The organism is Streptomyces sp. NPDC053665 (genome assembly GCF_055585285.1).
On the sequence record NZ_JBVJKK010000012.1, the window covers coordinates 41978 to 66569 of the forward strand.

Genomic DNA, 24592 nt, shown 5'->3' on the forward strand with positions numbered 1-24592 from the left:
CGGCGGGCCCTCCGCGCCCCGGGGCGGCCGGGGCGAGCCGTAGAATCGGGCTCACCATGGCTTACCTCGACCACGCCGCGACCACCCCGATGCTCCCGGAGGCGGTTGAGGCGTTCAGCGCCCAGCTGGGTGCCACCGGCAACGCGTCGTCCCTCCACGCATCGGGCAGGCAGGCCCGCCGCACCGTCGAGGAGGCCCGCGAGTCCCTCGCCGAGGCCCTCGGCGCCCGCCCCAGCGAGGTCGTCTTCACCTCGGGCGGCACGGAGGCCGACAACCTCGCCGTGAAGGGCCTGTACTGGTCACGCCGGGACGCCGACCCGGCCCGCACCCGCGTCCTCGCCAGCCCCGTCGAGCACCACGCGGTCCTCGACGCCGTGCACTGGCTCGGCGAACACGAGGGCGCCACCGTCGAGTACCTGCCCGTCGACGCGCACGGCCGCGTCCACCCCGGCGCCCTGCGCGAGGCCATCGCCCGCAACCCCGATGACGTGGCCCTCGCCACCGTGATGTGGGCCAACAACGAGATCGGGACGATCCTGCCGATCCGCGAACTGGCCGATGTCGCCGCCGAGTTCGGTGTCCCGCTGCACTCGGACGCCGTCCAGGCCTTCGGCCAGATCCCGGTGGACTTCGCCGCGTCCGGCCTCGCCGCGATGACCGTGTCCGGCCACAAGATCGGCGGCCCGTACGGCATCGGCGCGCTCCTCCTCGGCCGCGAGCACACCCCCGTGCCCGTCCTGCACGGCGGCGGCCAGGAGCGGCACGTGCGCTCCGGCACCCTCGACGTGCCCGCCATCGCGTCCTTCGCGGTCGCCGGACGGCTCGCCGCCGAGCAGCGCGCGTGGTTCGCCCGCGAGATCGGCGCCCTGCGCGACGCCCTCGTGACCGCGGTGCGCCGAGCCGTCCCGGACGCCGTCCTCGGCGGCGACCCGGACCCGGCCGGACGCCTGCCCGCCAACGCGCACTTCACCTTCCCCGGCTGCGAGGGCGACTCCCTGCTGCTGCTCCTCGACGCCCAGGGCATCGAGTGCTCCACCGGCTCCGCCTGCACCGCCGGCGTCGCCCAGCCCAGTCACGTCCTGCTGGCCACCGGCACCGACCCGGACCTGGCCCGCGGCACCCTGCGCTTCTCCCTCGGCCACACCTCCACCGAGGCCGACGTCGAGGCCCTGGCCAAGGCCATCGGCCCGGCCGTGGAACGGGCCCGGGCGGCGGGGCTCACGTAGGTCCGGCGCCGGGCCGCCCGGTCACGCCGGTGCCGTGCGCGCCCGCCGCACCAGCCGCATGTACCGGTCCCAGTCCCAGTGCCGCCCCGGGTCGGTGTGGTCCGTGCCCGGGACCTCCACATGGCCGATGATGTGCTCGCGGTCGACGGGGATGCCGTAGCGGGCGCATATCCGGGCGGTGAGGCGGGCCGAGGCCGCGTACATCTCGTCCGTGAGGTCCTGAGGGCGGTCCACGAAGCCCTCGTGCTCGATGCCGACACTGCGCTCGTTGTAGGAGCGGTTGCCCGCGTGGTAGGCCACGTCCAGCTCGCGGATCATCTGCGTGACGTGCCCGTCCTGGCGGACGATGTAGTGCGTGGCCGCCTTGTGGCCCGGGTCCTGGAAGGCCTTCACGGCACTGTCGAAACTGCCCTGCGTCACATGGACGATCACCATGTCTATGCCGTAGTCGTCGGGCCGGTCCGCCCGGCGCCAGTTCGCCTCCGACGCGGCCACCCAGCGCGCGCCCGCGAAGTCGACCTCGCCCTCCTTGCGGGGCTTCTCCACCCCGGGGGTGCGCCACCACAGCCGCGCCAGCTCGTCACGGGCCAGCACGGCCGAGCCCGCCGCGGCCACCGTGCCGCCGATCAGCAGCGCGCGACGGCCCACCCTGCGGTCGCCGTCCTTCGAAGCCTTCCGCTGTCCCATGTGATCGTCAACGGATACCCGGCGGTCCCGGTTCCCGCGCCCCCGTACCCTGGAGGGGTTATGACTGAGACCCCGCAGCGCTCCCGCCCCCTCCGCGTCCTGGCCGCCATGTCCGGCGGCGTCGACTCCGCCGTCGCCGCCGCCCGCGCGGCCGAAGCGGGCCACGACGTGACCGGTGTGCACCTCGCGCTCTCCGCCAACCCCCAGTCCTTCCGGACCGGCGCGCGGGGCTGCTGCACCATCGAGGACTCCCGCGACGCCCGCCGCGCCGCCGACGTCATCGGCATCCCCTTCTACGTGTGGGACCTCGCCGACCGCTTCCGCGAGGACGTCGTCGAGGACTTCGTCGCCGAGTACGAGGCCGGCCGCACGCCCAACCCCTGCCTGCGCTGCAACGAGAAGATCAAGTTCGCCGCCCTTCTCGACAAGGCGCTCGCCCTCGGCTTCGACGCGGTCTGCACCGGCCACTACGCCAAGGTGATCGTCCGCGAGGACGGCACCCGGGAGCTGCACCGCGCATCCGACATGGCCAAGGACCAGTCCTACGTCCTCGGCGTGCTCGACGACCGGCAGCTCGCCCACGCCCTGTTCCCGCTGGGCGACACCGTCACCACCAAGGACGAGATCCGCGCCGAGGCCGAGCGCCGCGGCCTGGCGGTGGCCAAGAAGCCCGACTCGCACGACATCTGCTTCATCGCCGACGGCGACACCCAGGGCTTCCTGGCGCGGCGGCTGGGCAAGGCGGAGGGCGACATCGTCGACGAGGCCGGCAACAAGCTGGGCACCCACGAGGGCGCGTACGGATTCACGATCGGCCAGCGCAAGGGACTGCGCATCGGCACGCCCGCCGCCGACGGCAAGCCCCGCTACGTCCTCGACATCTCCCCGGTGGACAACACGGTGACGGTCGGCCCGGCCGGCGCCCTCGACGTCACCGGGCTGCGGGCGATCAAGCCGCGCTGGTGCGGCGCCGCCCCCACCGGCCCCGGCACCTACACGGCCCAGCTGCGCGCCCACGGCGGCGAGAGCGAGGTCACCGCCGAACTGGTCGACGGCACCCTGGAGGTCGCCTTCACCGAGCCGGTCCGCGGGGTGGCCCCCGGCCAGGCGATCGTGCTGTACGACGGCACGCGCGTGGTGGGCTCGGCGACGATCGCGTCGACCACGAGGGCCACGGCCGGGGTGGCCTGACCCGCCGACGGCGACCGGCCGGGCCCACGCACGCGTGGCGCCCGGTCAGTCCCGTCCGAAGAACTCCGTCAGCGCCGGTGCCAGCACGTTCGGCTCCACCATGTGCGTCTGGCCCTGCAAGGCCCGGTAGGCGCCCTGCGGCACGCAGTCCGCGATCGCCCGGGCCGCCTCGCGCAGCCACCCCGGACTTGCCTCGCCGGCGACCGCCAGGACCGGCACCCCGACCTTGCCCAGGCGGTCGCGCGGGACCCGGCCGTCGCGCATCACGGCGTCGTCGTAGGCCAGGCTCGGGGCGATCGCCTCCATGCCGGCCCACATGGGGGACTGGCGGGCGCCCTGGATGACGTTCTCCGCCAGGCCGGTCAGCCGCAGGAACAGCTCCACCGCGTCCCCGCGCCGCCCCTCGCCGAGCGCCTCCGTCAGCCGCCGGGTGTACTCCGCGCGTTCCCCGGCGCCCTCCTCGGACATCGCGAACGGTGTCTCGTACACCGCGACGCGGCGCACCGGCAGCCCGGCGGCCGCCGCCTCCAGGGCCAGCGCCCCGCCCGAGGAGATGCCGTACAGGAACGCCTCGCCGCCCACCGCCTCGATCACCGCCGCCAGGTCCTCGACCTCGCGTTCCACCGCGTAGGGCGCGGTGTCACCGCTGGCGCCGCGGCCCCGGCGGTCGTACACGACGGCCTGGAAACGCTCCGAGAGCGACACGGCCAGCGGCGCGAGGGTGCCGCCCGTCGACATCGCGCCGCTCACCAGCACGACCGCGGGGCCCTGCCCGGTGCTCTCGTAGGCGATGCGGGTGCCGTCGCGCGAAAGGGTCTTCTTGTCCATGCCCATGCAGACTGCCGCACCGCGCGGACTTCATCGGTGAGGCGAGCCGCGCGTCAGCCGATCACACCACTTCGACCTCGTAGAAGCACAGGTGATCCCTGATCCCGGCGACATCCGGCTTCGGGTCGGGATACGCCCAGACGAGGTCGTCCGCGCCCGGCCGCGACCAGTAGGCGGCGGTGCCCTTGAACGGGCAGTACGTCTGCGTGTCCGACGGCGTCAGCAGATCCAGGCGCACGTCCTCCGGGGGGATGTAGTAGCGCTCCGGGCAGCCCGTCTCGCGCAGCACCAGCGCCCGGTCGCTGTCCGCGAGGACGTCCCCGCCCTGCACCACGCGCACGTGCCGGTCGCTCCGCTCGACGGTGATGCGGTGTCCTGTCGTCACGATCGCTCCTCCTCGGGTAGCCGACTCCCCGTGTACAGCGCACGCTGAAGCGGAGTTCTTCCCCCTCCGCTGGAGGCCCCATGCGTGCCACCGACCCGTCCGGCAACCGCTCCAGCCTGCTGCACCAGGTCCGCTACGCCCTGCGCCACCCCGAGCGCGTCCCCGCCCACGCCCGGCGCGCGGCGCGGGACGCCCTGCTGCGGCTGCGCCACCGCGACCACGTCGCCTACTACCGGGCCGTGATGGCCTCCGACGCGGCCCGCAGCGTCGAGGCCGCCGTGGGGCACAACCCGTCGCGCGAGCAGTGGGAGCGCATCGGGCGCCTCCAGTTCGACTACCTCGTCGGCCACGGCCTGCGGCCCCACCACCGGATGCTCGACATCGGCTGCGGGAACCTGCGCGCCGGGCGGCTGTTCATCGAGCACCTCGACACCGGCAACTACTACGGCATCGACATCTCGCCGCACATCCTGCTCGCCGCCCAGGACACCCTGGTGGCCGACCGGCTCCAGGCCAAGCTGCCGCACCTGACCCTCGCCGCCGACCTCACCTTCGCGTTCCTGCCCGAGGGCCACTTCGACGTGGTGCACGCGCACAGCGTCTTCTCCCACTCCCCGCCGGACGTCATCGAGGAGTGCCTCACCCACGTCGGCCGCGTCCTGGCCCCCGGCGGCTTCTTCGACTTCACCTTCGACCGCACGGAGGGCGAGGAGCACCAGGTGCTGCACGAGGACTTCTACTACCGCACCCGCACCCTGACCGAACTCGCCGCGCGGCACGGCCTCGACGCCCGGTTCATGGACGACTGGGAGCGGCTGCCGCACCGGCAGTCCAAGATGCGCCTGACGGTCGCGTCCGGGCGGGCCCGTACCGTGGGCGCATGAACATCTGCGTCTTCCTCTCCGCCGCCGACCTCGACGAGCGCTACACCCGGCCCGCCCGCGAGTTCGCCGAACTGCTGGGCAAGGGCGGTCACACGCTCGTGTGGGGCGGCTCGGACGTCGGCCTGATGAAGGTCGTCGCCGACGGGGTGCAGGAGGCCGGCGGCCGGCTCGCCGGCGTCTCCGTGCGCTTCCTCGCGGCCAAGGTCCGCCCGGGCGTCGACGAGATGGTGATCGCCGAGGACCTGGCCGAGCGCAAGAAGCTGCTGCTGGAGAAGGCCGACGCCGTGGTCGTCATGGTCGGCGGCACGGGCACGCTCGACGAGGCCACCGAGATCCTGGAGCTGAAGAAGCACGGGCACACCGACAAGCCGGTGGTCCTGCTCAACACGGCCGGCTTCTACGACGGCCTGAAGGAGCAGTTCCGCCGCATGGAGGCGGAGGGCTTCCTGCCCCGCCCGCTCACCGAGCTGGTGTTCTTCGCGGAGGAACCGGTCGGCGCCCTGGCCTACCTGGAGGAGAGCCAGGGCATCGACTGACCCGGGCCCCGCGGGGCAGGGGGCGCGGCCCGCTGCCCGGCGCCGGCCCCGGGTGATGCGAGCATGGCGCCCATGGCTACTCATGTGATCACCGGAGCCGGCTCCGGCATCGGCGCGGCCGTGGCCCGCCGGCTGCACGCGCGCGGGGACGAACTCGTGCTGCACGCGCGCGACGCGGGCCGCGCCAAGGAACTGGCCGCCGCGTTCCCCGGGGCGAGGACCCTGGTCGGCGACCTCGCCGACCCCGACAAGCTGTCCTGGGCCTTCTCCCACCAGTCGCTGCCGGACCGGGTGGACTCCCTGCTGCACATCGCCGGGGTCGTCGACCTCGGCCCGGTCGGCGAGCTCACCCCGAAGACCTGGCGCCACCAGCTCAACGTCAACCTCGTCGCCCCCGCCGAGCTGACCCGCCACTTCCTGCCGCAGCTGCGCGCCGCCCGCGGCCACGTGCTGTTCGTCAACTCCGGCGCCGGCCTCAGCGCGCACGCCGGCTGGTCCGCCTACGCCGCCTCCAAGCACGGGCTGAAGGCCCTCGCCGACTCCCTGCGCCAGGAGGAGCACGGCAACGGCGTGCGGGTCACCTCCGTCTACCCGGGCCGCACGGCCAGCCCCATGCAGGCCAAGGTCCACCAGCAGGAGGGCAAGGAGTACGACGCCGCGCGCTGGATCGACCCGGAGTCGGTCGCCACCACCCTCGTGATGGCCCTGGACCTGCCGCGGGACGCCGAGGTCAACGACCTGACGGTGCGGCCGGGCGCCTGACCGCGGCGGCCCGTTCACTAGGCTGTCGCGGTGAGCGAAAACAGCCAGTTCAGGTTCGGTGCCGCCACCGGCGTGGGCTCCATGCCCGGCGGCGACGCCCGCGAGGCCGCCAAGACGGTCACCGGGACCTTCGAGGACTTCCCCTTCCTGCCCGAACTGCCCGCCCGGGGCCCCGGCGCGGACATGATCGGGCGGACCGCCGGCATGCTCGTCGAGCTCTACGCGCGCGTGGAGCCCAGCGGCTGGCGGCTGGGGGACCGGCCGGGCCGGGACACCAGGCGGGCCCGCTCCTGGCTCGGCGAGGACCTCGACGCGCTGGAGGAGTTCACCCAGGACTACCGAGGGCCGCTGAAGGTCCAGGCCGTCGGGCCGTGGACCCTCGCGGCCAACCTGGAGCTGCGCGGCGGCGAGGCCGCCCTCTCCGACGCCGGCGCCTGCCGCGACCTGGCCGCCTCGCTCGCCGAAGGGCTGCGGGAGCACCTGGCCGAGGTGCGGCGGCGCGTGCCGGGCGCCCGGCTCGTGCTCCAGCTCGACGAGCCGTCCCTCACCGCCGTGCTGCGCGGGCAGGTGAAGACCGCCAGCGGTTACCGCACGCACCGGGCCGTGGACCGGCAGGTCGCCGAGCAGACGCTGCGCGACCTGGTCGCGGTGCATCCGGACGGCCCGGTCGCCGTCCACTCCTGCGCCCCGGACGTCCCCTTCGCCCTGCTCCGCCGGGCGGGCGCGGCGGCCGTCTCCTTCGACTTCTCCTTGCTCACCGAGCGTGACGACGAGGCGATCGGGGAGGCGGTGGAGGGCGGCACCCGGCTCTTCGCCGGTGTCGTCCCGTCCGCGGAGGGACCATTGTCAGACCCTGCCGGTAGCGTCATGGGTGTCAGGACGCTGTGGCGCAGGCTGGGGCTGTCTCCGGGGCTTCTCGCGGAGGCGGTCACGGTCACCCCGGCGTGCGGGCTCGCGGGGGCCTCCCCGGGGTACGCGCGCACGGCTCTCGCCCACTGCGCCAGGGCGGCGAGATCCCTCGCGGACAACCCAGAGTAACGGGAGGACGACACGGTGGCCGGCGACAAGCAAGCGGAGACGACGACGGTGCCCGCCGAGGCACGGGAGAAGCACGCGCGCCTCGCGGAGCAGATCGAGGAGCACCGCTTCCGCTACTACGTGAAGGACGCTCCCGTCGTCAGCGACGCGGAGTTCGACGAGCTCCTGCGGACCTTGGAGGGTCTGGAGGAGGAGTATCCCGAGCTGCGCACCGCGGACTCGCCGACCCAGAAGGTCTCCGGGTCCTACGAGACGGAGTTCACGGCGGTCGCGCACCGTGAGCGGATGCTCTCCCTGGACAACACGTTCAACGACGACGACCTGGCCGCCTGGTTCGACCGGATCGCCCGCGAACTGGGCGAGCAGACCTACCACTTCCTGTGCGAGCTGAAGGTCGACGGCCTCGCCGTGAACCTCACCTACGAGCACGGCCGCCTGACCCGCGCGGCGACCCGCGGCGACGGCCGCACCGGCGAGGACATCACGCCCAACGTCCGCACGATCGCCGAGATCCCGGACCGCCTCGCCGGCGACGACCTCCCCGACCTGGTGGAGATCCGCGGCGAGGTCTACTTCCCGATGGAGAAGTTCCAGGAGCTGAACGCCCGTCTCGTCGAGGCAGGCGACAAGCCCTTCGCCAACCCGCGCAACGCGGCGGCCGGTTCGCTGCGCCAGAAGGACCCGCGCGTCACCGCCACCCGCCCCCTGCACATGGTCGTCCACGGCATCGGCGCCCTGGAGGGCTTCACCGGACTGACCCGCCTCTCCCAGGCCTACGACCTGCTCAAGACCTGGGGCCTGCCCACTTCCCGGCACAACCGGGTGGTCGACGGGCTCGACGGCGTACGGGAGTTCATCGCCCACTACGGCGAGAACCGGCACTCCGTGGAGCACGAGATCGACGGCGTGGTCGTCAAGCTCGACGAGATCCCCCTCCAAGGCCGTCTCGGCTCCACCTCGCGCGCCCCGCGCTGGGCCATCGCGTACAAGTACGCCCCGGAGGAGGTCAACACCAAGCTGGTCAACATCCGTGTGGGCGTGGGCCGTACGGGCCGGGTCACCCCGTACGCCCAGGTCGAGCCGGTCACGGTCGCCGGCTCCGAGGTCGAGTTCGCCACGCTGCACAACCAGGACGTGGTCAAGGCCAAGGGCGTCCTCATCGGCGACACGGTGGTGCTGCGCAAGGCCGGTGACGTGATCCCGGAGATCCTCGGGCCCGTCGCCGACCTGCGCGACGGCAGCGAGCGCGAGTTCGTCATGCCGAGCGAGTGCCCCGAGTGCGGCACGCCGCTGCGGCCCATGAAGGAGGGCGACGTCGACCTGCGCTGCCCCAACGCGCGCAGCTGCCCCGCCCAGTTGCGCGAGCGCCTGTTCTACCTCGCGGGACGCAAGGCGCTGGACATCGAGCACTTCGGCTATGTCGCCGCCGCCGCCCTGACCGCCCCGCTGGAGCCCGGGACGCCGCCGCTGGTCGACGAGGGCGACCTGTTCGACCTCACCATCGAGCAACTGCTGCCCATCAAGGCCTACGTCCTCGACCCGGACAGCGGTCTGCCCAAGCGCGACCCGAAGACCGGCGAGGAGAAGGTCGCCACGATCTTCGCCAACCAGCACGGCGAACCCCGCAAGAACGCGGTCGCGATGCTGGAGAACATCGCCGCGGCCAAGGAGCGCCCCCTGGCCCGCGTCCTCACCAGCCTGTCGATCCGTCACGTCGGGCCGGTCGCGGCCGAGGCGCTGGCCCGCGAGTTCCGCTCGATCGAGCGGATCGACCAGGCAGGCGAGGAGGAGCTGGCCGTCACCGACGGGGTCGGCCCGACCATCGCGGCCTCCCTGAAGCAGTGGTTCGCCGAGGACTGGCACCGGGAGATCATCCGCAAGTGGAAGGCCGCCGGCGTCCGCATGGAGGAGGAGGGCAGCGGCGAGGACGAAGGCCCGCGCCCCCTCGAAGGACTCACCGTGGTCGTAACCGGCACCCTGGAGAAGTTCACGCGGGACGGCGCCAAGGAGGCGCTGCAGAGCCGCGGGGCGAAGGTCACCGGCTCTGTCTCGAAGAAGACGTCGTTCGTGGTCGTGGGTGACAGTCCCGGGTCCAAGTACGACAAGGCGATGCAGCTGAAGGTTCCGGTTCTGAACGAGGAGGGCTTCGGCGTCCTGCTGGAACAAGGGCCCGAAGCGGCGGCCGAAGTCGCGCTTTCGTCCGAGGAGTAGCGGTTGAAGGCCACCCGTTCGGCGCATACCAGATGCATACGGGTGGCCGGGGCGCATTCGGGCAACCGTCGGCGACCGCCGCCCGAGGAAGCCTTCCGCGGCCTACTGTTGAGATGTGCGCCTGCCGTGCCCAGCTGCGGTCGGGGCATCCTCGTGCTCGGGCAGGGGCGCGGGGAAGGGTTTTCCAGCGCGGGCCGTTGAGGTTGTCGGGCACCGGCCCGCGTGGCGTGGGCACCGCCGGCTGTGAGAGGGACGGGAATGGAACCGACCGAGAGCGCCGTGCCGGGCTCACGGCTGCGCATGCGCCGCATGGCGGTCGCGTGGCGTGCAGTCCGTGGAGCGGGCCGGCCGGCGGGATGTCCGGGCGCGGGAATGCGCGCCGCCGGACAGTACTCCGCGGACGGGCACACCACGGGGGAGCGAGCCGCCGGGCCGGACGGCCGCGGGACCCCGGGACCGGGCGCCGAGGACCGGCCCGCCCTCGGCGCGGCGGACACCGACCGGCACCCCTCCTGGCCCGCCCTGCCCACCACGGTCGTCGCGGCGGCCGGCCTCGTCCTCGGCGCCGGCTTCCAGCGCGCCTTCACCGGCGGCCACGCCCTCTTCCCGTCGGGCACGGCCGGCTGGTCGCTGGCCGTGCTGACCGGCATCGTCGTCGGCCATCTCGTCATGCTCGGCCGCTCCCGCTGGTGGGGCGGCACCGGCTCGGGCGCCGCCCTCACCCTCGCCGTGCTGCTGCTGTACGGCTGGGTCCCGGCCGGGATGGTCAGCCTCACCGTCGTCGTCCTGGTCGGGGTCGCCCGGCGCAACCGCTGGCGCCAGGGGGTGCTGCACGGCGCCGTCGACCTGCTCGGCATCGGCGCCGGGGCCCTGGTGCTGGCCGCCTTCGGCACGGTGCCCTCCGTCGAGTCCCCGGCGGATCCCGCCTCCTGGACGCCGGCCACCGGGCCGCAGGTCGCCCTGGTCGCCGTCGCCTACCTGGCCGTCACCCGTGTCCTGCTGTGGTACCTGCACGCCCCGCGCCCCGGCCTGCCCACCGTCGCCCGCACCGCCCTGGTCAGGCAGGGCCTGGTCGCCGTCGCGCTGCTGGGCATCGCACCGCTGGTGTGCGTGGTCGCCGTGGCCAAACCGATCCTGCTGCCGCTGTTCGCCATCCCCCTCGTCGCCCTGGACTCCACCCTGTGGATAGCCCGGGCCCGGGCGGAGGAGCAGTTGCGCGACCCGCTGACCGGGCTCCCCAACCGGCAGTGGCTGCTCGAACGGATCTGGACCGCGCTGGACGACGCGGAGCGGATCGACGCCCGGGCCGCCCTGATGCTGATCGACCTCGACCGTTTCCGGTCGGTCAACGACACCCTCGGTCATCTGGCGGGGGACCGGCTGCTGCTCCAGATCGCCGACCGGCTGCGGGTGGCCCTGCCGCGCGGCGCCGAGGCCGCCCGGCTCGGCGGGGACGAGTTCGCCGTGTTACTGCCGGTCGCCGACTCCACCACCTCCGCGACGCGCGTGGCCCGCACCCTCGTCGCCGCGCTCAGCTCCCCGCTCGACCTCGACGGCCTCACCCTCGTGCTGGAGGCCAGCGCCGGGGTCGCCGTCTTCCCCGACCACGCCCTGGACGCCGAAGGACTGCTGCGCCGCGCGGACGTGGCGATGTACCAGGCCAAGCGGGACCGCACGGGAGTGGAGGTCTACGAGTCCAAGCGCGACTCCAACACCCCCGACCGGCTCGGTCTGCTGGGCGATCTGCGCCGTGCGCTCGACGCGCACGAGGTGCACCTGCACTACCAGCCCAAGGTCCGGTTCGACGGCCAGGTGGCGGGCCTGGAGGCCCTGGTCCGCTGGGTGCACCCGGAGCGGGGCAAGGTCCCGCCGGACGAGTTCATAGCCATCGCCGAGTCCTCCGGACTCATGCCGCACCTCACCGAGTACGTCCTGGAGACCGCGCTCGGCCAGGTCGCCCGCTGGCGCGAGCAGGGCCTGTTCGTGCCGGTCGCGGTGAACGTCTCCCCGCGCGACGTGCACACCCCCGGTTTCGCCGGCTCCGTCGCCGCCCGGCTGGCCCGGCACGGCGTCCCGGCGGGAGCGCTCCAACTGGAGATCACCGAGCACGTCCTGCTGGAGGACCCGCAGCGCGCCGCCGACACCCTCAACGCGCTGACCGGGCACGGCGTGAAGATGTCCCTGGACGACTTCGGCACGGGCTACTCCTCGCTGGTGCACCTGCGCCGGCTGCCGGTCAGCGAACTGAAGATCGACCGCTCGTTCGTGGCCCGGCTCGCGATCGACACCGAGGACGCCGAGATCGTGCGCTGCACGGTCGACCTGGCCCACTCCCTCGGGCTGCTGGTCGTCGCCGAGGGCGTCGAGGACGACGAGACCTGGGAGCGCCTGCGCGACCTCGGCTGCGACGCCGTGCAGGGGTGGCTGGTCGCGGCCGCGATGCCGCCCGAGGAGACCACGGCGTGGCTGCGGGCGCGCGGACCGCGGGGGTGGCAGCGGCCGCGCGCCGCGCTGCCGGCGGCCACGGCCGACGAGTAGGGGCGGCCCGGCCCCCCGCGTCGGTGCCGGGCACGGCAAACCGTTTCACGGTCACCGGCCCCGGACCCATAGGATTGGGCCAAACCCGTTCACTCACCCCAGAGGATCGCTGCATGCCTGGCATCACGCGCGAGGAGGTCGCCCACCTCGCCCGGCTGGCGCGTCTGGAGCTGAAGCCCGAAGAGCTCGACCACTTCGCAGGCCAGCTCGACGACATCATCGGCGCGGTCGCCCGCGTCAGCGAGGTCGCCGACCAAGACGTACCGCCGACCTCGCACCCGCTCCCGCTGACGAACGTCATGCGGGCGGACGAGGTCCGTCCGTCGCTCACCCCCGAGCAGGCGCTCTCCGGCGCCCCGGCCCAGGAGCAGCAGCGTTTCAAGGTGCCGCAGATCCTGGGGGAGGACTAGGAAGTCATGACGGACATCATCAAGCTCACCGCCGCCGAGACCGCCGCGAGGATCGCCTCCGGGGAGCTCACGGCCGTCGAGGTCACCGAGGCCCACCTCGCGCGCATCGAGGCCGTCGACGAGAAGGTGCACGCCTTCCTGCACGTCGACCGCGAAGGCGCCCTCGCCCAGGCCCGCGCCGTCGACGAGAAGCGGCAGCGCGGCGAGAAGCTCGGCCCGCTGGCCGGCGTCCCCCTCGCGCTGAAGGACATCTTCACCACCGAGGGCATCCCGACCACCGTCGGCTCCAAGATCCTGGAAGGCTGGATCCCGCCGTACGACGCGACGCTCACCAAGCGGCTGAAGGCCGCCGACGTCGTCATCCTCGGCAAGACCAACATGGACGAGTTCGCCATGGGGTCCTCCACCGAGAACAGCGCCTACGGCCCGACCGGCAACCCCTGGGACCTGACGAAGATCCCCGGCGGCTCCGGCGGCGGCTCCTCCGCCGCGCTCGCCGCGCACATGGCGCCCCTCGCCATCGGCACCGACACCGGCGGCTCCATCCGCCAGCCCGCCGCCGTCACCGGCACGGTCGGCGTCAAGCCGACCTACGGCGCGGTGTCGCGGTACGGCATGGTCGCCTTCTCGTCCTCCCTGGACCAGGGCGGACCCTGCGCCCGCACCGTCCTCGACGCGGCCCTGCTGCACGAGGTCATCGCCGGGCACGACCCGATGGACTCGACGTCCATCGACGAGCCGGTCCCGCCGGTCGTCGAGGCCGCGCGCAACGGCAGCGTGCGGGGCATGCGGGTCGGCGTCGTCAAGCAGTTCCGCGGCGAGGGCTACCAGGCCGGCGTCATCCAGCGCTTCGACGAGTCCGTCGAGCTGCTCAAGGAACTGGGCGCCGAGATCGTCGAGCTGGACTGCCCGTCCTTCGACCTGGCGCTGTCGGCGTACTACCTGATCGCGCCTTCCGAGTGCTCCTCCAACCTCGCCCGCTTCGACGGCCTGCGCTACGGCCGGCGCGTCGGCGACGACGGCACGCACTCCGCCGAGGAGGTCACCTCGCTGACCCGCGAGGCGGGCTTCGGCGCCGAGGTCAAGCGCCGCATCATGCTCGGCACCTACGCCCTGTCGAGCGGCTACTACGACGCCTACTACGGCAGCGCCCAGAAGGTCCGCACGCTGATCAAGCAGGACTTCGACGCGGCGTTCGAGCAGGTCGACGTGATCGTCTCCCCGACGACCCCGACCACCGCCTTCGCGATCGGCGAGCGCGCCGACGACCCGATGGCGATGTACCTCGCCGACCTGTGCACCATCCCGACCAACCTGGCGGGCAACGCGGCCATGTCGCTGCCGTGCGGCCTCGCCCCGGAGGACAACCTCCCGGTCGGTCTGCAGATCATCGCCCCCGTCATGAAGGACGACCGCCTGTACAAGGTGGGCGCCGCCGTCGAGGCCGCCTTCGTGGAAAAGTGGGGCCACCCGCTGATCGAGGAGGCTCCGTCGCTGTGAGCGCACTGTCCAAGGCCAAGGGCTTCAAGAAGTCCAAGTCCGGTCTGTACGTCTCGATGGCCACGTCGGCGTTCGGCGCCGTCGGTGTCTACAAGCAGATCAAGAAGGCCCGCGGAGACAACGACACGCTGCGGCTGCTCGACGCCGTCGTCACCGGCGCGGCCGTCGTCACCAACCTGGCCATTCTCTACCGCGAGCTGAAGCGGCTGGGCGACGACGACGTCCTGCTGGGCTGAGAGGGAACTTCCACCGTGACCACCACGACCGACCTGGTGTCGTACGAGGACGCACTCGCGTCGTACGACCCCGTCATGGGCCTCGAGGTCCATGTCGAACTCGGCACCAAGACCAAGATGTTCTGCGGTTGCTCGACCGCCCTCGGCCAGGACGCCAACACGCAGACCTGCCCGGTCTGCCTCGGCATGCCCGGCGCGCTCCCGGTCGTCAACGCGACCGGCGTCGAGTCCGCCATCAAGATCGGCCTCGCGCTGAACTGCGAGATCGCCGAGTGGTGCCGCTTCGCCCGGAAGAACTACTTCTATCCGGACATGCCGAAGAACTTCCAGACCTCCCAGTACGACGAGCCGATCGCGTTCGACGGCTACCTCGACGTGCAGCTGGAGGACGGCGAGACCTTCCGCGTGGAGATCGAGCGCGCCCACATGGAGGAGGACACCGGCAAGTCGACGCACGTCGGCGGTGCCACCGGCCGCATCCACGGCGCGTCCCACTCCCTGCTGGACTACAACCGCGCCGGCATCCCCCTCATCGAGATCGTCACCAAGCCGATCGAGGGCGCCGGCGAGCGGGCCCCCGAGGTCGCGCGGGCGTACGTCCGTGAGCTGCGCGAGGTCATCAAGGCGCTCGGCGTCTCCGAGGCCCGCATGGAGATGGGCCAGATGCGCTGCGACGTGAACCTGTCGCTGCGCCCGCACGGCACCGAGAAGTTCGGCACGCGCTCGGAGACCAAGAACGTCAACTCGCTGCGGTCCGTGGAGCGCGCGGCCCGCTTCGAGATCCAGCGGCACGCGGCCGTGCTGTCCTCGGGCGGCACGATCATCCAGGAGACCCGCCACTTCCACGAGGACACGGGGTCGACGACCTCGGGCCGCGTGAAGGAGGAGGCCGAGGACTACCGGTACTTCCCGGAGCCCGACCTCGTCCCGGTGGCCCCGTCCCGTGAGTGGGTCGAGGAGATCCGGGCCGCGCTGCCCGAGCTGCCGCTGGTCCGCCGCAACCGGCTCCGCGAGGAGTGGGGCGTCTCCGGCACCGACATGCAGGCCATCCTCAACGCCGGTGCGCTGGAGCCGATCGTCGCCACCATCGAGGCCGGTGCCGACGCGGCGTCCGCCCGCAAGTGGTGGATGGGCGAGCTGGCCCGCAGCGCCAACGAGTCGGGCAGGGCGCTCGACGAGCTGGCGATCACGCCGGAGCAGGTGGCCCGGGTCACCGAGCTCGTCGCCAAGGGCGACCTGAACGACAAGCTGGCCCGGCAGGTCATCGAGGGCGTCCTCGCGGGCGAGGGCACCCCGGACGAGGTCGTCGACAAGCGCGGTCTGAAGGTCGTCTCCGACGAGGGCGCCCTCACCACCGCCGTCGAGGAGGCCATCGCCGGCAACCCGGGCGTCGCGGACAAGATCCGCGGCGGCAAGGTGGCCGCGGCCGGCGCGCTGGTCGGCGCCGTCATGAAGGCCACCCGCGGCCAGGCGGACGCGGCCCGCGTGAAGGAACTCATCCTGGAGAAGCTGGGCGTCAGCGAGGGCTGACCGCGGCGGACCCGAGGAGGGGGGATGCACCGGACCCGGTGCATCCCCCCTCCTCGTCACTTATGGGCGGCGTCCCACGACCCGGACGAAGCCGAGCGTGCGTCCCCGGTCCCGGCGCAGCATCTCGGCGCTGTGCCGGGCCATGCGGACGTGCCACTCGTCGGTGTGCTCGTCGGCCACGATCTCGGACCAGCGCAGCCAGTCGCGCCAGCCGTCCTGAAGCCAGTCCGCGGTCTCCACCTCCACCGCCCCGCTGCGGGTCCAGTGGCGGCGCCACCACGCGGCCGTGTGGAAGCACCAGAACGCCGGCTCCCAGTAGGGCCGCAGGTGCTCCGGAGGCTCGGTGCCGTCGATCTCCTCGCGCAGCGCCGGGACGACGACGCCGATCCGCCCGCCGGGCTTGAGCAGCGGCGTCAGCGCGGGCAGGTAGAGGTCGTCGGTGCCGAAGTACTGGTAGGCGTCGACGGAGACGATCGCGTCGAAGGTGCCCTCGCCGAACGGCAGGTCGTGCGCCTCGGCCAGCACGGGAACGACGCGGTCCGCGACGCCCGCCTCGGCGATGCGCGCGGCGTTGTCGCCGGGCTTGATCCACAGGTCGGTCGCCGTGACCTGGAGGCCGTACTCCCTGGCCAGGAAGACCGAGGTCATGGCGCGGCCGCAGCCCAGGTCGAGCACGCGCGAGCCGGGGCTCAGCGTGTCGAGCCCCAGGGCCGGGGCCAGCCACTCCAGCAGCCACAGCGCGTGCGGGCCCATCTGGTTGTCGACGGTCCAGCGGGCGTCGTAGCCGTTGCTGCGCGGGAAGCCGGGATGCCTCGCACGGTCAGCGAGGGGGGCGTCCGGGGTGGGGAGGTCGGTGTCGTCGTGCATCGGTGAACGGGCTCCTTGAGTCCTCGAGGAAGAAAGGGTGTGCGTCGGAGCTCGGTCGGACCGTCAAACAATGCACCTGCTTCGGCGGGGCGGCGCGGGGCGCCGCGGGCGTACCCGGGACGCGCGGACGCTAGCAGCCGGACCACCGGCCCCGCATCCGGTTTCCGCCACCCGGCGCGCTACCGTTCCGGCCATGAGTGGACGCGCTGAATCCGACGCCGGTCCCGGGACGGCGGACCCGGAGACGGCCGCGGAGCAGGACGACGCCGAGGACCACCACCGTCAGGACGCCCGCCGGGCCCGCTGGACGGCGGCGGGTGCCGGCGCCGCCCTGACGCTGGCCGGCCTGGCCGCCGCGCTCCTGCGCCTCGCCCGCGCCACGCCCGCCTTCGTCCCGGTCGCCTACGCCGGCGGGGCCGCGGTCTGCGCCGCGGCCGCCGTGCTCGGATCCCGGGGGCGGACCCGGCGGGCCCTGTGGCTGCTGATAGCCGGAGTGATGGTCATGGCCCTGGGTGACCAGTTCGACTGACCGCCGCCACTGTGAAGAAGCCCACGAAAGCCGCAAAGGATCTTTTTCGCCTGTAAGAGTGGCTTTGCATTGCTCATGCGTTCTTTGCGGGCTGTTCGGTTCCCCGACGACTGATCCCGGTCAAAGATCCACACAAGGCAACTCCGGGAGCACGTTCGTGGCAGCCCTCGCACGCTGGTGTGTCCAGCGCCGTCTGGTCACCGTTCTGCTGTGGATCCTCGCTTTCGCGGGCGTCGCCACGGGCGCCGCCGTCGCGGGCACGACGTACTCCAACGACTACGAGGTCCCGGGCACCGAGTCCGGCCGGGCCACCCAGCTGCTGCACGAGGGCTTCCCCCAGCTCGGCGGCGACAGCGACACCGTCGTCTGGCACACCCCGTCCGGCAGCGTGCGCGGCACCGACGTCGAGCAGACCATGACCCGCACCCTGGAGCGCATCGAGGACCTGCCCGGCGTGGCCTCGGTCGCCGGCCCCTACGGGCCGGGCACCGGCCGCATCAGCGCCGACGGCCACACCGCGTACGCCACGGTCACCTTCGACGACCGGGCCGAGGACGTCGACCGGGGCGAGGCACAGGCGGTCGTCGACACCGCCAAGGCCGCCGAGGGCGACGGGCTCCAGGTGGAGCTCGGCGGCAGCGCCGTGGCCCTCACCCAGTCCTCCGGCGGGCACCTCGCCGAGGTCGTCGGCGTGGCCGTCGCCGCGGCCGTGCTGTTCCTCGCCTTCGGCTCGCTCGCCGCCTCCCTGCTGCCCATCGCCACCGCCCTGGTCGGCGTCGGCACCGCCTACGCCGGGATCGTGCTGCTCGGGCACGCCATGACCGTCGCCGACTTCGCGCCCATGCTCGGCATGCTCATCGGGCTCGGCGTCGGCATCGACTACGCGCTGTTCATCGTCACCAGACACCGGCGCGGGCTCAAGCGCGGACTGTCCGTCCCCGAGGCGGCCACCAACGCCGTCGCGACCACCGGGCGCGCGGTCGTCTTCGCGGGTGCCACCGTTTGCATCGCCCTGCTCGGCATGCTGATCCTGCGGCTGGGCTTCCTCAACGGCGTCGCCATAGCGGCGAGCCTGACGGTGGTCCTCACCGTCGCCGCGTCCGTGACCCTGCTGCCCGCCCTGCTGTCCCTGATCGGCATGCGCGCCCTCAGCCGGCGCGAACGCCGCCGGCTGGCCGAGCACGGGCCCGAGCCCGAGGTGCCCACCGGCTTCGCGGCCCGCTGGTCGGCGTTCGTCGAGCGCCACCCCAAGCTGCTCGGCGTGATCGCGCTGGCCGTCATGGCCGTCCTCGCGCTGCCCACCTTCTCCCTCCACCTGGGCACCTCCGACCAGGGCAACGACTCCCGGGCCACCACCACGCGCCAGGCCTACGACCTGATCGCCGACGGCTTCGGCCCCGGCGTGAACGGCCCCCTCACCCTCGTCACCGAGGTCGACGGCGCCGCCGACCGGCTCGCCCTGGACAACCTCGACGCCACCCTGCGCACCACCGAGGGCGTCGCCTCGGTCACCCCCGTGACCTTCGACGCCGGCGGCGGCACCGCGTACCTGACCGTCGTACCGGAGTCCTCCCCGCAGTCGCAGCGCACCAGCGACCTCGTCGACCGGCTGCGCGAGGACGTGCTGCCGCGCGCCGAGTCGGGCACCTCGCTCGACGTGCAGGTCGGCGGCATGACGGCCGGCTACGACGACTTCGCCGAGGTCATCGTCTCCAAGCTGCCCGTGTTCGTCGGGGCCGTGATCGGCCTGGGCTGCCTGCTGCTCCTGCTCGCGTTCCGCTCGATCGGCATCCCGCTCAAGGCCGCCGCGATGAACGTCGCCGCCGTGGCCTCCGCGTTCGGCGTGGTCGTCGCGATCTTCCAGTGGGGCTGGGGGAGCGAACTGCTCGGACTGGGCAGCGCGGGCCCCATCGAGCCGTTCCTGCCCGTGATCATGGTGTCGGTCCTCTTCGGCCTCTCCATGGACTACCAGGTCTTCCTGGTCAGCCGGATGTACGAGGAGTGGCTGGAGACCGGCGACAACCGGCGGGCCGTGCGCGTCGGCCTCGCCGAGACCAGCCGCGTCATCAACTCGGCCGCCGTCATCATGATCTCCGTCTTCCTGGCCTTCGTGCTCAGCGGAGACCGCGTGATCGCCATGTTCGGCATCGCCCTGGCCGCCGCCGTCGCCCTGGACGCCTTCGTCCTGCGCACCCTGCTGGTCCCCGCCCTGATGCACCTGCTCGGCGGCGCCAACTGGTGGCTGCCGCGCTGGCTCGACCGGCGCCTGCCGCGCATCAGCATCGAGCCGCCCGAGACGCGCGCCACCCATGAGAGGCTGGCCGCCGCGACGGACGCCGAGGTGGCGGACGTCCTGGCGGAGGAGGAGCGGCAGCGGGATGTACGCGATATCCCTGGGTGACGACGCAGAGCTGAAGCCCCTGGAGCCCTGGCACGCCGCCGAGTTCCTGGCACATCTGGAGCGCGGACGGGACTTCATCGGCCGGTACATCCCGTTCGGCACGACCGAGACGGACCTGGCCTCGGCGCGGGCGAAGCTCCAGCGGTACGCGGACATGCGGGCCGCCGACACGGGCTCCCTGCACGGACTGTGGCTGGACGGCACGCTCGTGGGCGGGGTGCTGTTCCTCAACTTCGACGCGGCGAGCGGCAACTGCGAGGTCGGCTGCTGGCTGGAGCCGGCCGCCACCGGGCGGGGCCTGGTGACCCGGGCGATGCGGGTGCTGATCGACTGGGCCGTCGAGGAGCGGGGCATCCACCGCGTCGAGTGGGTCGCCGCCGCCGGCAACCGGCCCAGCCTGAACGTGGCGCGCCGGCTCGGCATGAGCCGCGACGGTGTGCGGCGCGAGGCCCACCCCTATGGTGGCGTACGGCACGATCTCGAAGTCTGGTCGCTGCTGGCGCCCGAGTGGCGCGCCGCACGCGCGCGTGCCGCTCACGACGCTCATTAAGAGACTTCTCAGACAGCGACCCTACGGTGCGAGACATGGCAACGAACGCAGTGGACGAGACCGAGGCCGCCGAGGCCACGACCGAGGAGAAGGCGGTGAAGACCACCGAGTCCGACGAGGTGACTCCAGCCGGGGCCCCCGAAGAGACCGAGGCCCCGGACGAGGCCGGGGAGGCGGCGACGGAGCGGGAGCGCCCGTCCGGCGTCGGCCAGGGCGCCGCGGCCGTGGTCTCCGCGGCCCTGGGCCTCGTCTCGCTCACCGGCAGCTGGGTCGGCACCGTGGCCGCCGCGCGCCAGAACCTCATCGGCCAGCTGGAGACCACGCAGAACGCGAGCGTCGCCAAGCAGATCCAGGCCGTCTACGGCGACGCCTGGCAGACCACCGCCCTGTGGGCCGGCCTGTTCGCCCTGACCGCGCTGATCGTCGGCGTCGTCACGCTGGCCCGCCCCGCGTTCGGCACGCCCGGCCGCGTCCAGGCGCCCTGGATCAAGTCGGTCGCGTGGGCGGGTGTCGCCCTCGGCGTCGTCGGCCTGTTCCTGGCCGTGCTGAAGTACACCGACGTCCTGCTCGGACTGCCGTCGGCGAGCTGAACCGCAGCACGTCCTGAGGGGCCTTAGGACGTCCGTGAGCACCTTACGGACGACCCGGGGCCCCTCGGCCGTGTCCTAAGGCCCCTGCCGCGGCGGGAGATGCGGAACTTACCCGATGTGGCCGCCCCGCCCTGGGGACGACAGTGGAGTCGTCGCGGAGAAGCCCTCCGTGACCGACACCCACCGAGGACACGCCATGTACGAGTACGAACTCCAGCGCCTGCACACCGCCGACCTCATCCGCCGGGCCGAGCACGAGCGCCAGGTCCGCGAGGCCGACCGGGCCCGCCGCGCCGCCCGCCGCGATACGGACCACGACTCCGCCGAGCACGAGAGCCATAGCCGCCGCTTCCGCCGCCCGCGCCCCGCCCGGCCGGCGTGAACGCCGGGCCGGGACCGGCCCCGGGCGGGGCACGCGGTGCCCGGCCGGTGACCAGGCGCACGAGCACCGCCCCCGAAGCCGGATCCGGGGGCGGTGCGCTCGTGCGTACGGCGCCGGCCACCGCTGCCCTCCGCCCGCACGGCGGCCGCCCGACCGCCGCACCGGCGAAAACCGGTGCCGCGCCCTCCGGCGCGCGTGCGATGCTCGGGACCGTGGAGACCAGGTCCGTCAGCCCCGTGTTCGTCGGCCGTGCCGAGGAGTTGGGCACGCTGCACGACGCGCTCGCCCGCTGCCGCGCCGGTGAACCGCAGGCACTGCTCCTCGGCGGCGAGGCCGGAGTCGGCAAGACACGCCTGGTCGAGGAGTTCGCCGCCGCCGCCCGCGAGCGGGGCGCGGTGGTCGCCCTGGGCGGCTGCGTGGAGATCGGCGCCGACGGACTGCCCTTCGCGCCCTTCTCCACGGCCCTGCGCGCCCTGCGCCGGGACCTGCCGGCCGAGCTGACCGACGCGGCCCGGGGCCAGGAGGAGGAGCTGGCCCGGCTGCTGCCCGAACTCGGCGAGTCCGGCACCGGACGGCACGACGAGAACGGCATGGCCCGCCTCTTCGAGCTCACCGCCCGCCTGCTGGAACGCGTCGCGGCCGAACACACCGTCGTCCTCGCCCTGGAGGACCTGCACTGGGCCGACGCCTCCACCCGCCACCTGCTGGCCTACCTCTTCCGCACCCTGCGCACCGGCCGGCTCGTCGTCCTCGCCACCTACCGCTCGGACGACATCCACCGCCGCCACCCCCTGCGCCCGCTGCTCGCCGAGCTCGACCGGCTGCGCACCGTCCGCCGCATCGAACTGCGCCGCTTCACCCGCGAGGAGGTGGGCCGCCAGATCGCCGGCATCCTGGCGCAGGAACCCGACCCCGACCAGGTCGACGCGATCTTCGAACGCTCCGACGGCAACGCCTTCTTCGTGGAGGAGCTCGCCGTCGCCGCCCACGAGGGCTGCCGGACCGGCCTGACCGACTCCCTGCGCGATCTGCTGCTCGTACGGGTCGAGGGGATGCCGGAGCCGGCGCAGCAGATCGCCCGGATCGTCGCCGAGGGCGGCTCCACCGTCGAGTACCGCCTGCTCGCGGCCGTCGCCCGGCTCGCCGAGGACGACCTCATCGAGGCGCTGCGCGCCGCCGTGAACGCCGGCATCCTCGCCCCCGCGCCCGGCGGCGACGGCTACCGCTTCCGGCACTCCCTGGTCCGCGAGGCCGTCAGCGACGACCTGCTCCCGGGTGAGCGCTCCCGCCTCAACCGCCGCTACGCCGAGGCCCTGGAGGCCGACCCGCAGCTGGTCCCCGCCGACCAGCGCGCCACCCGCCTGGCCAGCTACTGGTACCACGCCCATGACGCCGCCAAGGCCCTGCCCGCCGTCCTCGAAGCCTCCGCCGAGGCCCGCCGCCGGCACGCCTACGCCGAGCAACTGCGCCTGCTGGAACGGGCGATGGAGCTGTGGGACTCGGCCCCCGAGGACGTGCGCCGCACCCTGCGCCCCGTGGACCACGCCGAGATCTACCCTCCCCCACTGCCTGAATGGCGTGGGGGGACCCCCAGCGGCCGCGACCCGGCCACCACCGCCCTGCGCCACCTCGACCTGCTCGCCGAGGCGGCCGTGGCGGGACGGCTCTGCGGGGAACGCGAACGGGCTCTGAAGATCACCAAGCGGGCCCTGCGCCTGCTGGAGGAGGACGGCACCGCGCCCTGCGGCGCCGGCCGGGGCCCCGGCGGCGCCGACCCCCAGCGCGCCGCCTGGTTCTGGATCCAGCGCTCCCGCCTGGTGCGGGGCCTCGCCCGCGGCGACGGCTGGCAGGAGATCGCCACCGCGCAGGAGCTGGTGCGCGGTCTGCCGCCGTCCGGGGTGCACGCCGAGGTGCTGGCGGCCGCCGCCCACTGGTCGATGCTCCACGAACCCGGGCCGCAGGCCCTGACGGCGGCCGAGCGGGCCGTGGAGTACGCGCGCATGGTCGGCGCCGACGACATCGCCTCCCACGCCCGGCTCACCCTCGGCGGCCTCATGGTCGACGCCGGGCAGATCGACGCCGGACTGGCCCACATGTATGACGTGCGCGACGAGGTGGTCGCCCGCGGTCTCGCCGCGATCGTCGGCCGCAGCCATGTGAACCTGCCGTCCGTCCTGGAGGGCGTCGGCCGCTCCGAGGAGGCCGTCGGCATCCTCCAGGAGGGCCTGCGGCTCACCGGCAGGATGGGGCTGCGGGACACCGAGGCCTGGATCTGGAGCAACCTCGCCGAGTCGCTCCTGTCGCTGGGGCGCTGGGACAAGGCCGCCGAGGCCGCCGCCCACGCGCAGCGGCGCGGTCACACGGCCGGCCCGCACGGATCGGCCGCCAACAGCCTGGCGTACCTGGCCCTGGCCCGCGGCCGGGTGCCCGAGGCCGCCCGGCACCTCGCCGAGGGCCGGGCCGCCTACGGCCCGCACGACCCCATGCCCCAGCACGACCTGCCGCTCTCGTGCCTCACCATCGCCGTCGCCGTGCGGGAGGGCCGCCCGGACGACGCCCGCGCCGAACTCGCCCGCACCCTCGCGGCGGGCTTCCCGCCCGGCACCCAGCGCTACGCCTGGCCGCTGCTGCTCGAAGCGGCCGCCGCCGAGGCCGACGCCCGCGCCCTGCCCGCCGCGCGGGAGGGCCGCGACGAGGTCCTCGACAGCGTCTTCGAGGCCGTCCGGCGCCTCACCACCAACGCCCCCGTCTGGCTGGCGCACGAGCAGTGGGTCCGCGCGGAGCTGCACCGCGCGCGGGGCCTGAGCGCCCCGGAGACCTGGTCCCGGGTGGTCACCGCCTTCGAACCGCTGGGGCGGCCCTACGACCTCGCCCGCGTCCGGTACCGCCTCGCCGAGTCCCTCCTCGCCGGCGGCGGCGAGGACGACCGCGCCCGCGCCACGGAACTGCTCCGGCTCACCCACGCCGTCGCACGCCACCTCGGTGCCCGGCCGCTCGCCGACGCCGCCGGGGCGCTCGCCCGGCGGGCCCGGCTCCCTCTGGCGCCCGCCGGCACGGCGGACGGGGACCCCGCCGGCGCACTCGGCCTGACCAGCCGGGAGCGGGACGTGCTGCGGCTGGTGGCCGCCGGGCACACCAACCGCGGGATAGCGCAGGAGCTGTTCATCTCCCCGAAGACGGCGAGCGTCCACGTCTCCAACATCCTGGCCAAGCTCGGCGTCTCCGGACGGGGCGAGGCGGCGGCGCTGGCGCACCGGCTGGGCCTGTTCCCGGCCGAGACGCTCCTGCCGGGTCCGGCGGGCTGAGGCATA

22 protein-coding genes are annotated in these 24592 nt (G+C 73.5%); 18 read left to right on the plus strand and 4 right to left on the minus strand.

All coding sequences use genetic code 11. From position 1 onward, the window contains the following. The first annotated feature begins 56 nt into the window (after nucleotides 1-56). Complete coding sequence (locus ACZ6ZN_RS32470; protein WP_469651741.1) at nucleotides 57-1226, plus strand: cysteine desulfurase family protein; 1170 nt, start codon at nucleotides 57-59, stop codon at nucleotides 1224-1226. A 21-nt stretch (nucleotides 1227-1247) separates the two neighbouring features. Here ACZ6ZN_RS32470 and ACZ6ZN_RS32475 read toward each other — a convergent pair whose 3' ends face one another. After that, nucleotides 1248-1913, minus strand: a complete 666-nt coding sequence (locus ACZ6ZN_RS32475; protein ID WP_398106446.1) for an N-acetylmuramoyl-L-alanine amidase — start codon at nucleotides 1911-1913, stop codon at nucleotides 1248-1250. A gap of 60 nt (nucleotides 1914-1973) precedes the next feature. Here ACZ6ZN_RS32475 and mnmA point away from each other — a divergent pair, with 60 nt between their 5' ends. Then, complete coding sequence (gene mnmA / locus ACZ6ZN_RS32480) at nucleotides 1974-3104, plus strand: tRNA 2-thiouridine(34) synthase MnmA (protein ID WP_469651744.1); 1131 nt, start codon at nucleotides 1974-1976, stop codon at nucleotides 3102-3104. 45 nt (nucleotides 3105-3149) lie between these two features. Here the strand turns inward: mnmA and ACZ6ZN_RS32485 are convergent, their stop codons facing one another. Continuing rightward, nucleotides 3150-3932 (minus strand): alpha/beta fold hydrolase, encoded by a 783-nt coding sequence (locus tag ACZ6ZN_RS32485; RefSeq protein WP_398106444.1) that lies wholly within the window; start codon nucleotides 3930-3932, stop codon nucleotides 3150-3152. 61 nt (nucleotides 3933-3993) lie between these two features. Further along, nucleotides 3994-4317 carry a DUF427 domain-containing protein gene (locus tag ACZ6ZN_RS32490; RefSeq protein WP_398106443.1) on the minus strand — a complete coding sequence of 108 codons (324 nt, stop codon included), beginning with the start codon at nucleotides 4315-4317 and terminating at the stop codon, nucleotides 3994-3996. An 80-nt stretch (nucleotides 4318-4397) separates the two neighbouring features. Here ACZ6ZN_RS32490 and ACZ6ZN_RS32495 point away from each other — a divergent pair, with 80 nt between their 5' ends. From ACZ6ZN_RS32495 to gatB, 10 genes are all read left to right on the plus strand, one after another. Next, entirely contained in the window at nucleotides 4398-5201 is an 804-nt protein-coding gene (locus ACZ6ZN_RS32495; protein ID WP_398106442.1) for a class I SAM-dependent methyltransferase, read from the plus strand. Beyond that, a complete protein-coding gene (locus ACZ6ZN_RS32500) occupies nucleotides 5198-5737 on the plus strand; it encodes an LOG family protein (protein ID WP_451879109.1) in 540 nt (179 codons plus the stop codon). The genes ACZ6ZN_RS32495 and ACZ6ZN_RS32500 overlap by 4 nt, the downstream gene beginning before the upstream one ends. A 63-nt stretch (nucleotides 5738-5800) precedes the next feature. Beyond that, the gene (locus tag ACZ6ZN_RS32505; RefSeq protein ID WP_398106440.1) at nucleotides 5801-6499 is read left to right on the plus strand and encodes an SDR family oxidoreductase; all 699 of its coding nucleotides are present in this window, start codon (nucleotides 5801-5803) and stop codon (nucleotides 6497-6499) included. 30 nt (nucleotides 6500-6529) lie between these two features. Next, nucleotides 6530-7537, plus strand: coding sequence for a methionine synthase (locus ACZ6ZN_RS32510; protein WP_451879110.1), 1008 nt, complete (start codon nucleotides 6530-6532; stop codon nucleotides 7535-7537). 15 nt (nucleotides 7538-7552) lie between these two features. Next, nucleotides 7553-9748: an NAD-dependent DNA ligase LigA gene (gene ligA, locus ACZ6ZN_RS32515; RefSeq protein WP_469651748.1), complete on the plus strand. Its 2196-nt coding sequence runs from the start codon at nucleotides 7553-7555 to the stop codon at nucleotides 9746-9748. Between the two features lie 258 nt (nucleotides 9749-10006). Further along, the gene (locus ACZ6ZN_RS32520) at nucleotides 10007-12286 is read left to right on the plus strand and encodes a putative bifunctional diguanylate cyclase/phosphodiesterase (protein WP_469651750.1); all 2280 of its coding nucleotides are present in this window, start codon (nucleotides 10007-10009) and stop codon (nucleotides 12284-12286) included. A 113-nt stretch (nucleotides 12287-12399) separates the two neighbouring features. Further along, nucleotides 12400-12696: an Asp-tRNA(Asn)/Glu-tRNA(Gln) amidotransferase subunit GatC gene (gene gatC / locus ACZ6ZN_RS32525; RefSeq protein ID WP_018531282.1), complete on the plus strand. Its 297-nt coding sequence runs from the start codon at nucleotides 12400-12402 to the stop codon at nucleotides 12694-12696. Nucleotides 12697-12702: 6 nt separating this feature from the next. Further along, a complete protein-coding gene (gene gatA / locus ACZ6ZN_RS32530) occupies nucleotides 12703-14196 on the plus strand; it encodes an Asp-tRNA(Asn)/Glu-tRNA(Gln) amidotransferase subunit GatA (RefSeq protein ID WP_398106436.1) in 1494 nt (497 codons plus the stop codon). Continuing rightward, nucleotides 14193-14432 carry a hypothetical protein gene (locus tag ACZ6ZN_RS32535; RefSeq protein WP_019329755.1) on the plus strand — a complete coding sequence of 80 codons (240 nt, stop codon included), beginning with the start codon at nucleotides 14193-14195 and terminating at the stop codon, nucleotides 14430-14432. The genes gatA and ACZ6ZN_RS32535 overlap by 4 nt, the downstream gene beginning before the upstream one ends. 15 nt (nucleotides 14433-14447) lie before the next feature. Continuing rightward, nucleotides 14448-15962 carry an Asp-tRNA(Asn)/Glu-tRNA(Gln) amidotransferase subunit GatB gene (gene gatB / locus ACZ6ZN_RS32540; protein WP_398106435.1) on the plus strand — a complete coding sequence of 505 codons (1515 nt, stop codon included), beginning with the start codon at nucleotides 14448-14450 and terminating at the stop codon, nucleotides 15960-15962. 60 nt (nucleotides 15963-16022) lie between these two features. On the opposite strand, the gene ACZ6ZN_RS32545 is transcribed toward gatB, so the two are convergent. Continuing rightward, nucleotides 16023-16829, minus strand: coding sequence for an SAM-dependent methyltransferase (locus ACZ6ZN_RS32545; RefSeq protein WP_469651754.1), 807 nt, complete (start codon nucleotides 16827-16829; stop codon nucleotides 16023-16025). A 193-nt stretch (nucleotides 16830-17022) separates the two neighbouring features. On the opposite strand from ACZ6ZN_RS32545, the gene ACZ6ZN_RS32550 reads away from it, so the two are divergent. The 6 genes from ACZ6ZN_RS32550 to ACZ6ZN_RS32575 all read left to right on the plus strand — a co-directional run bounded on the left by ACZ6ZN_RS32550 (nucleotide 17023) and on the right by ACZ6ZN_RS32575 (nucleotide 24586). Continuing rightward, nucleotides 17023-17358 (plus strand): hypothetical protein, encoded by a 336-nt coding sequence (locus ACZ6ZN_RS32550; protein WP_469651756.1) that lies wholly within the window; start codon nucleotides 17023-17025, stop codon nucleotides 17356-17358. Nucleotides 17359-17515: 157 nt separating this feature from the next. Continuing rightward, entirely contained in the window at nucleotides 17516-19759 is a 2244-nt protein-coding gene (locus tag ACZ6ZN_RS32555; protein WP_469651758.1) for an MMPL family transporter, read from the plus strand. Further along, entirely contained in the window at nucleotides 19737-20309 is a 573-nt protein-coding gene (locus ACZ6ZN_RS32560; RefSeq protein WP_398106431.1) for a GNAT family N-acetyltransferase, read from the plus strand. The genes ACZ6ZN_RS32555 and ACZ6ZN_RS32560 overlap by 23 nt, the downstream gene beginning before the upstream one ends. Before the next feature lie 35 nt (nucleotides 20310-20344). Continuing rightward, on the plus strand, nucleotides 20345-20899 hold the full coding sequence (locus ACZ6ZN_RS32565) for a hypothetical protein (RefSeq protein ID WP_398106430.1): 555 nt from the start codon (nucleotides 20345-20347) through the stop codon (nucleotides 20897-20899). Between the two features lie 169 nt (nucleotides 20900-21068). Beyond that, nucleotides 21069-21281 (plus strand): hypothetical protein, encoded by a 213-nt coding sequence (locus ACZ6ZN_RS32570; RefSeq protein ID WP_451879117.1) that lies wholly within the window; start codon nucleotides 21069-21071, stop codon nucleotides 21279-21281. Nucleotides 21282-21481: 200 nt separating this feature from the next. After that, on the plus strand, nucleotides 21482-24586 hold the full coding sequence (locus tag ACZ6ZN_RS32575; protein ID WP_469651761.1) for a helix-turn-helix transcriptional regulator: 3105 nt from the start codon (nucleotides 21482-21484) through the stop codon (nucleotides 24584-24586). Nucleotides 24587-24592 lie beyond the last annotated feature (6 nt).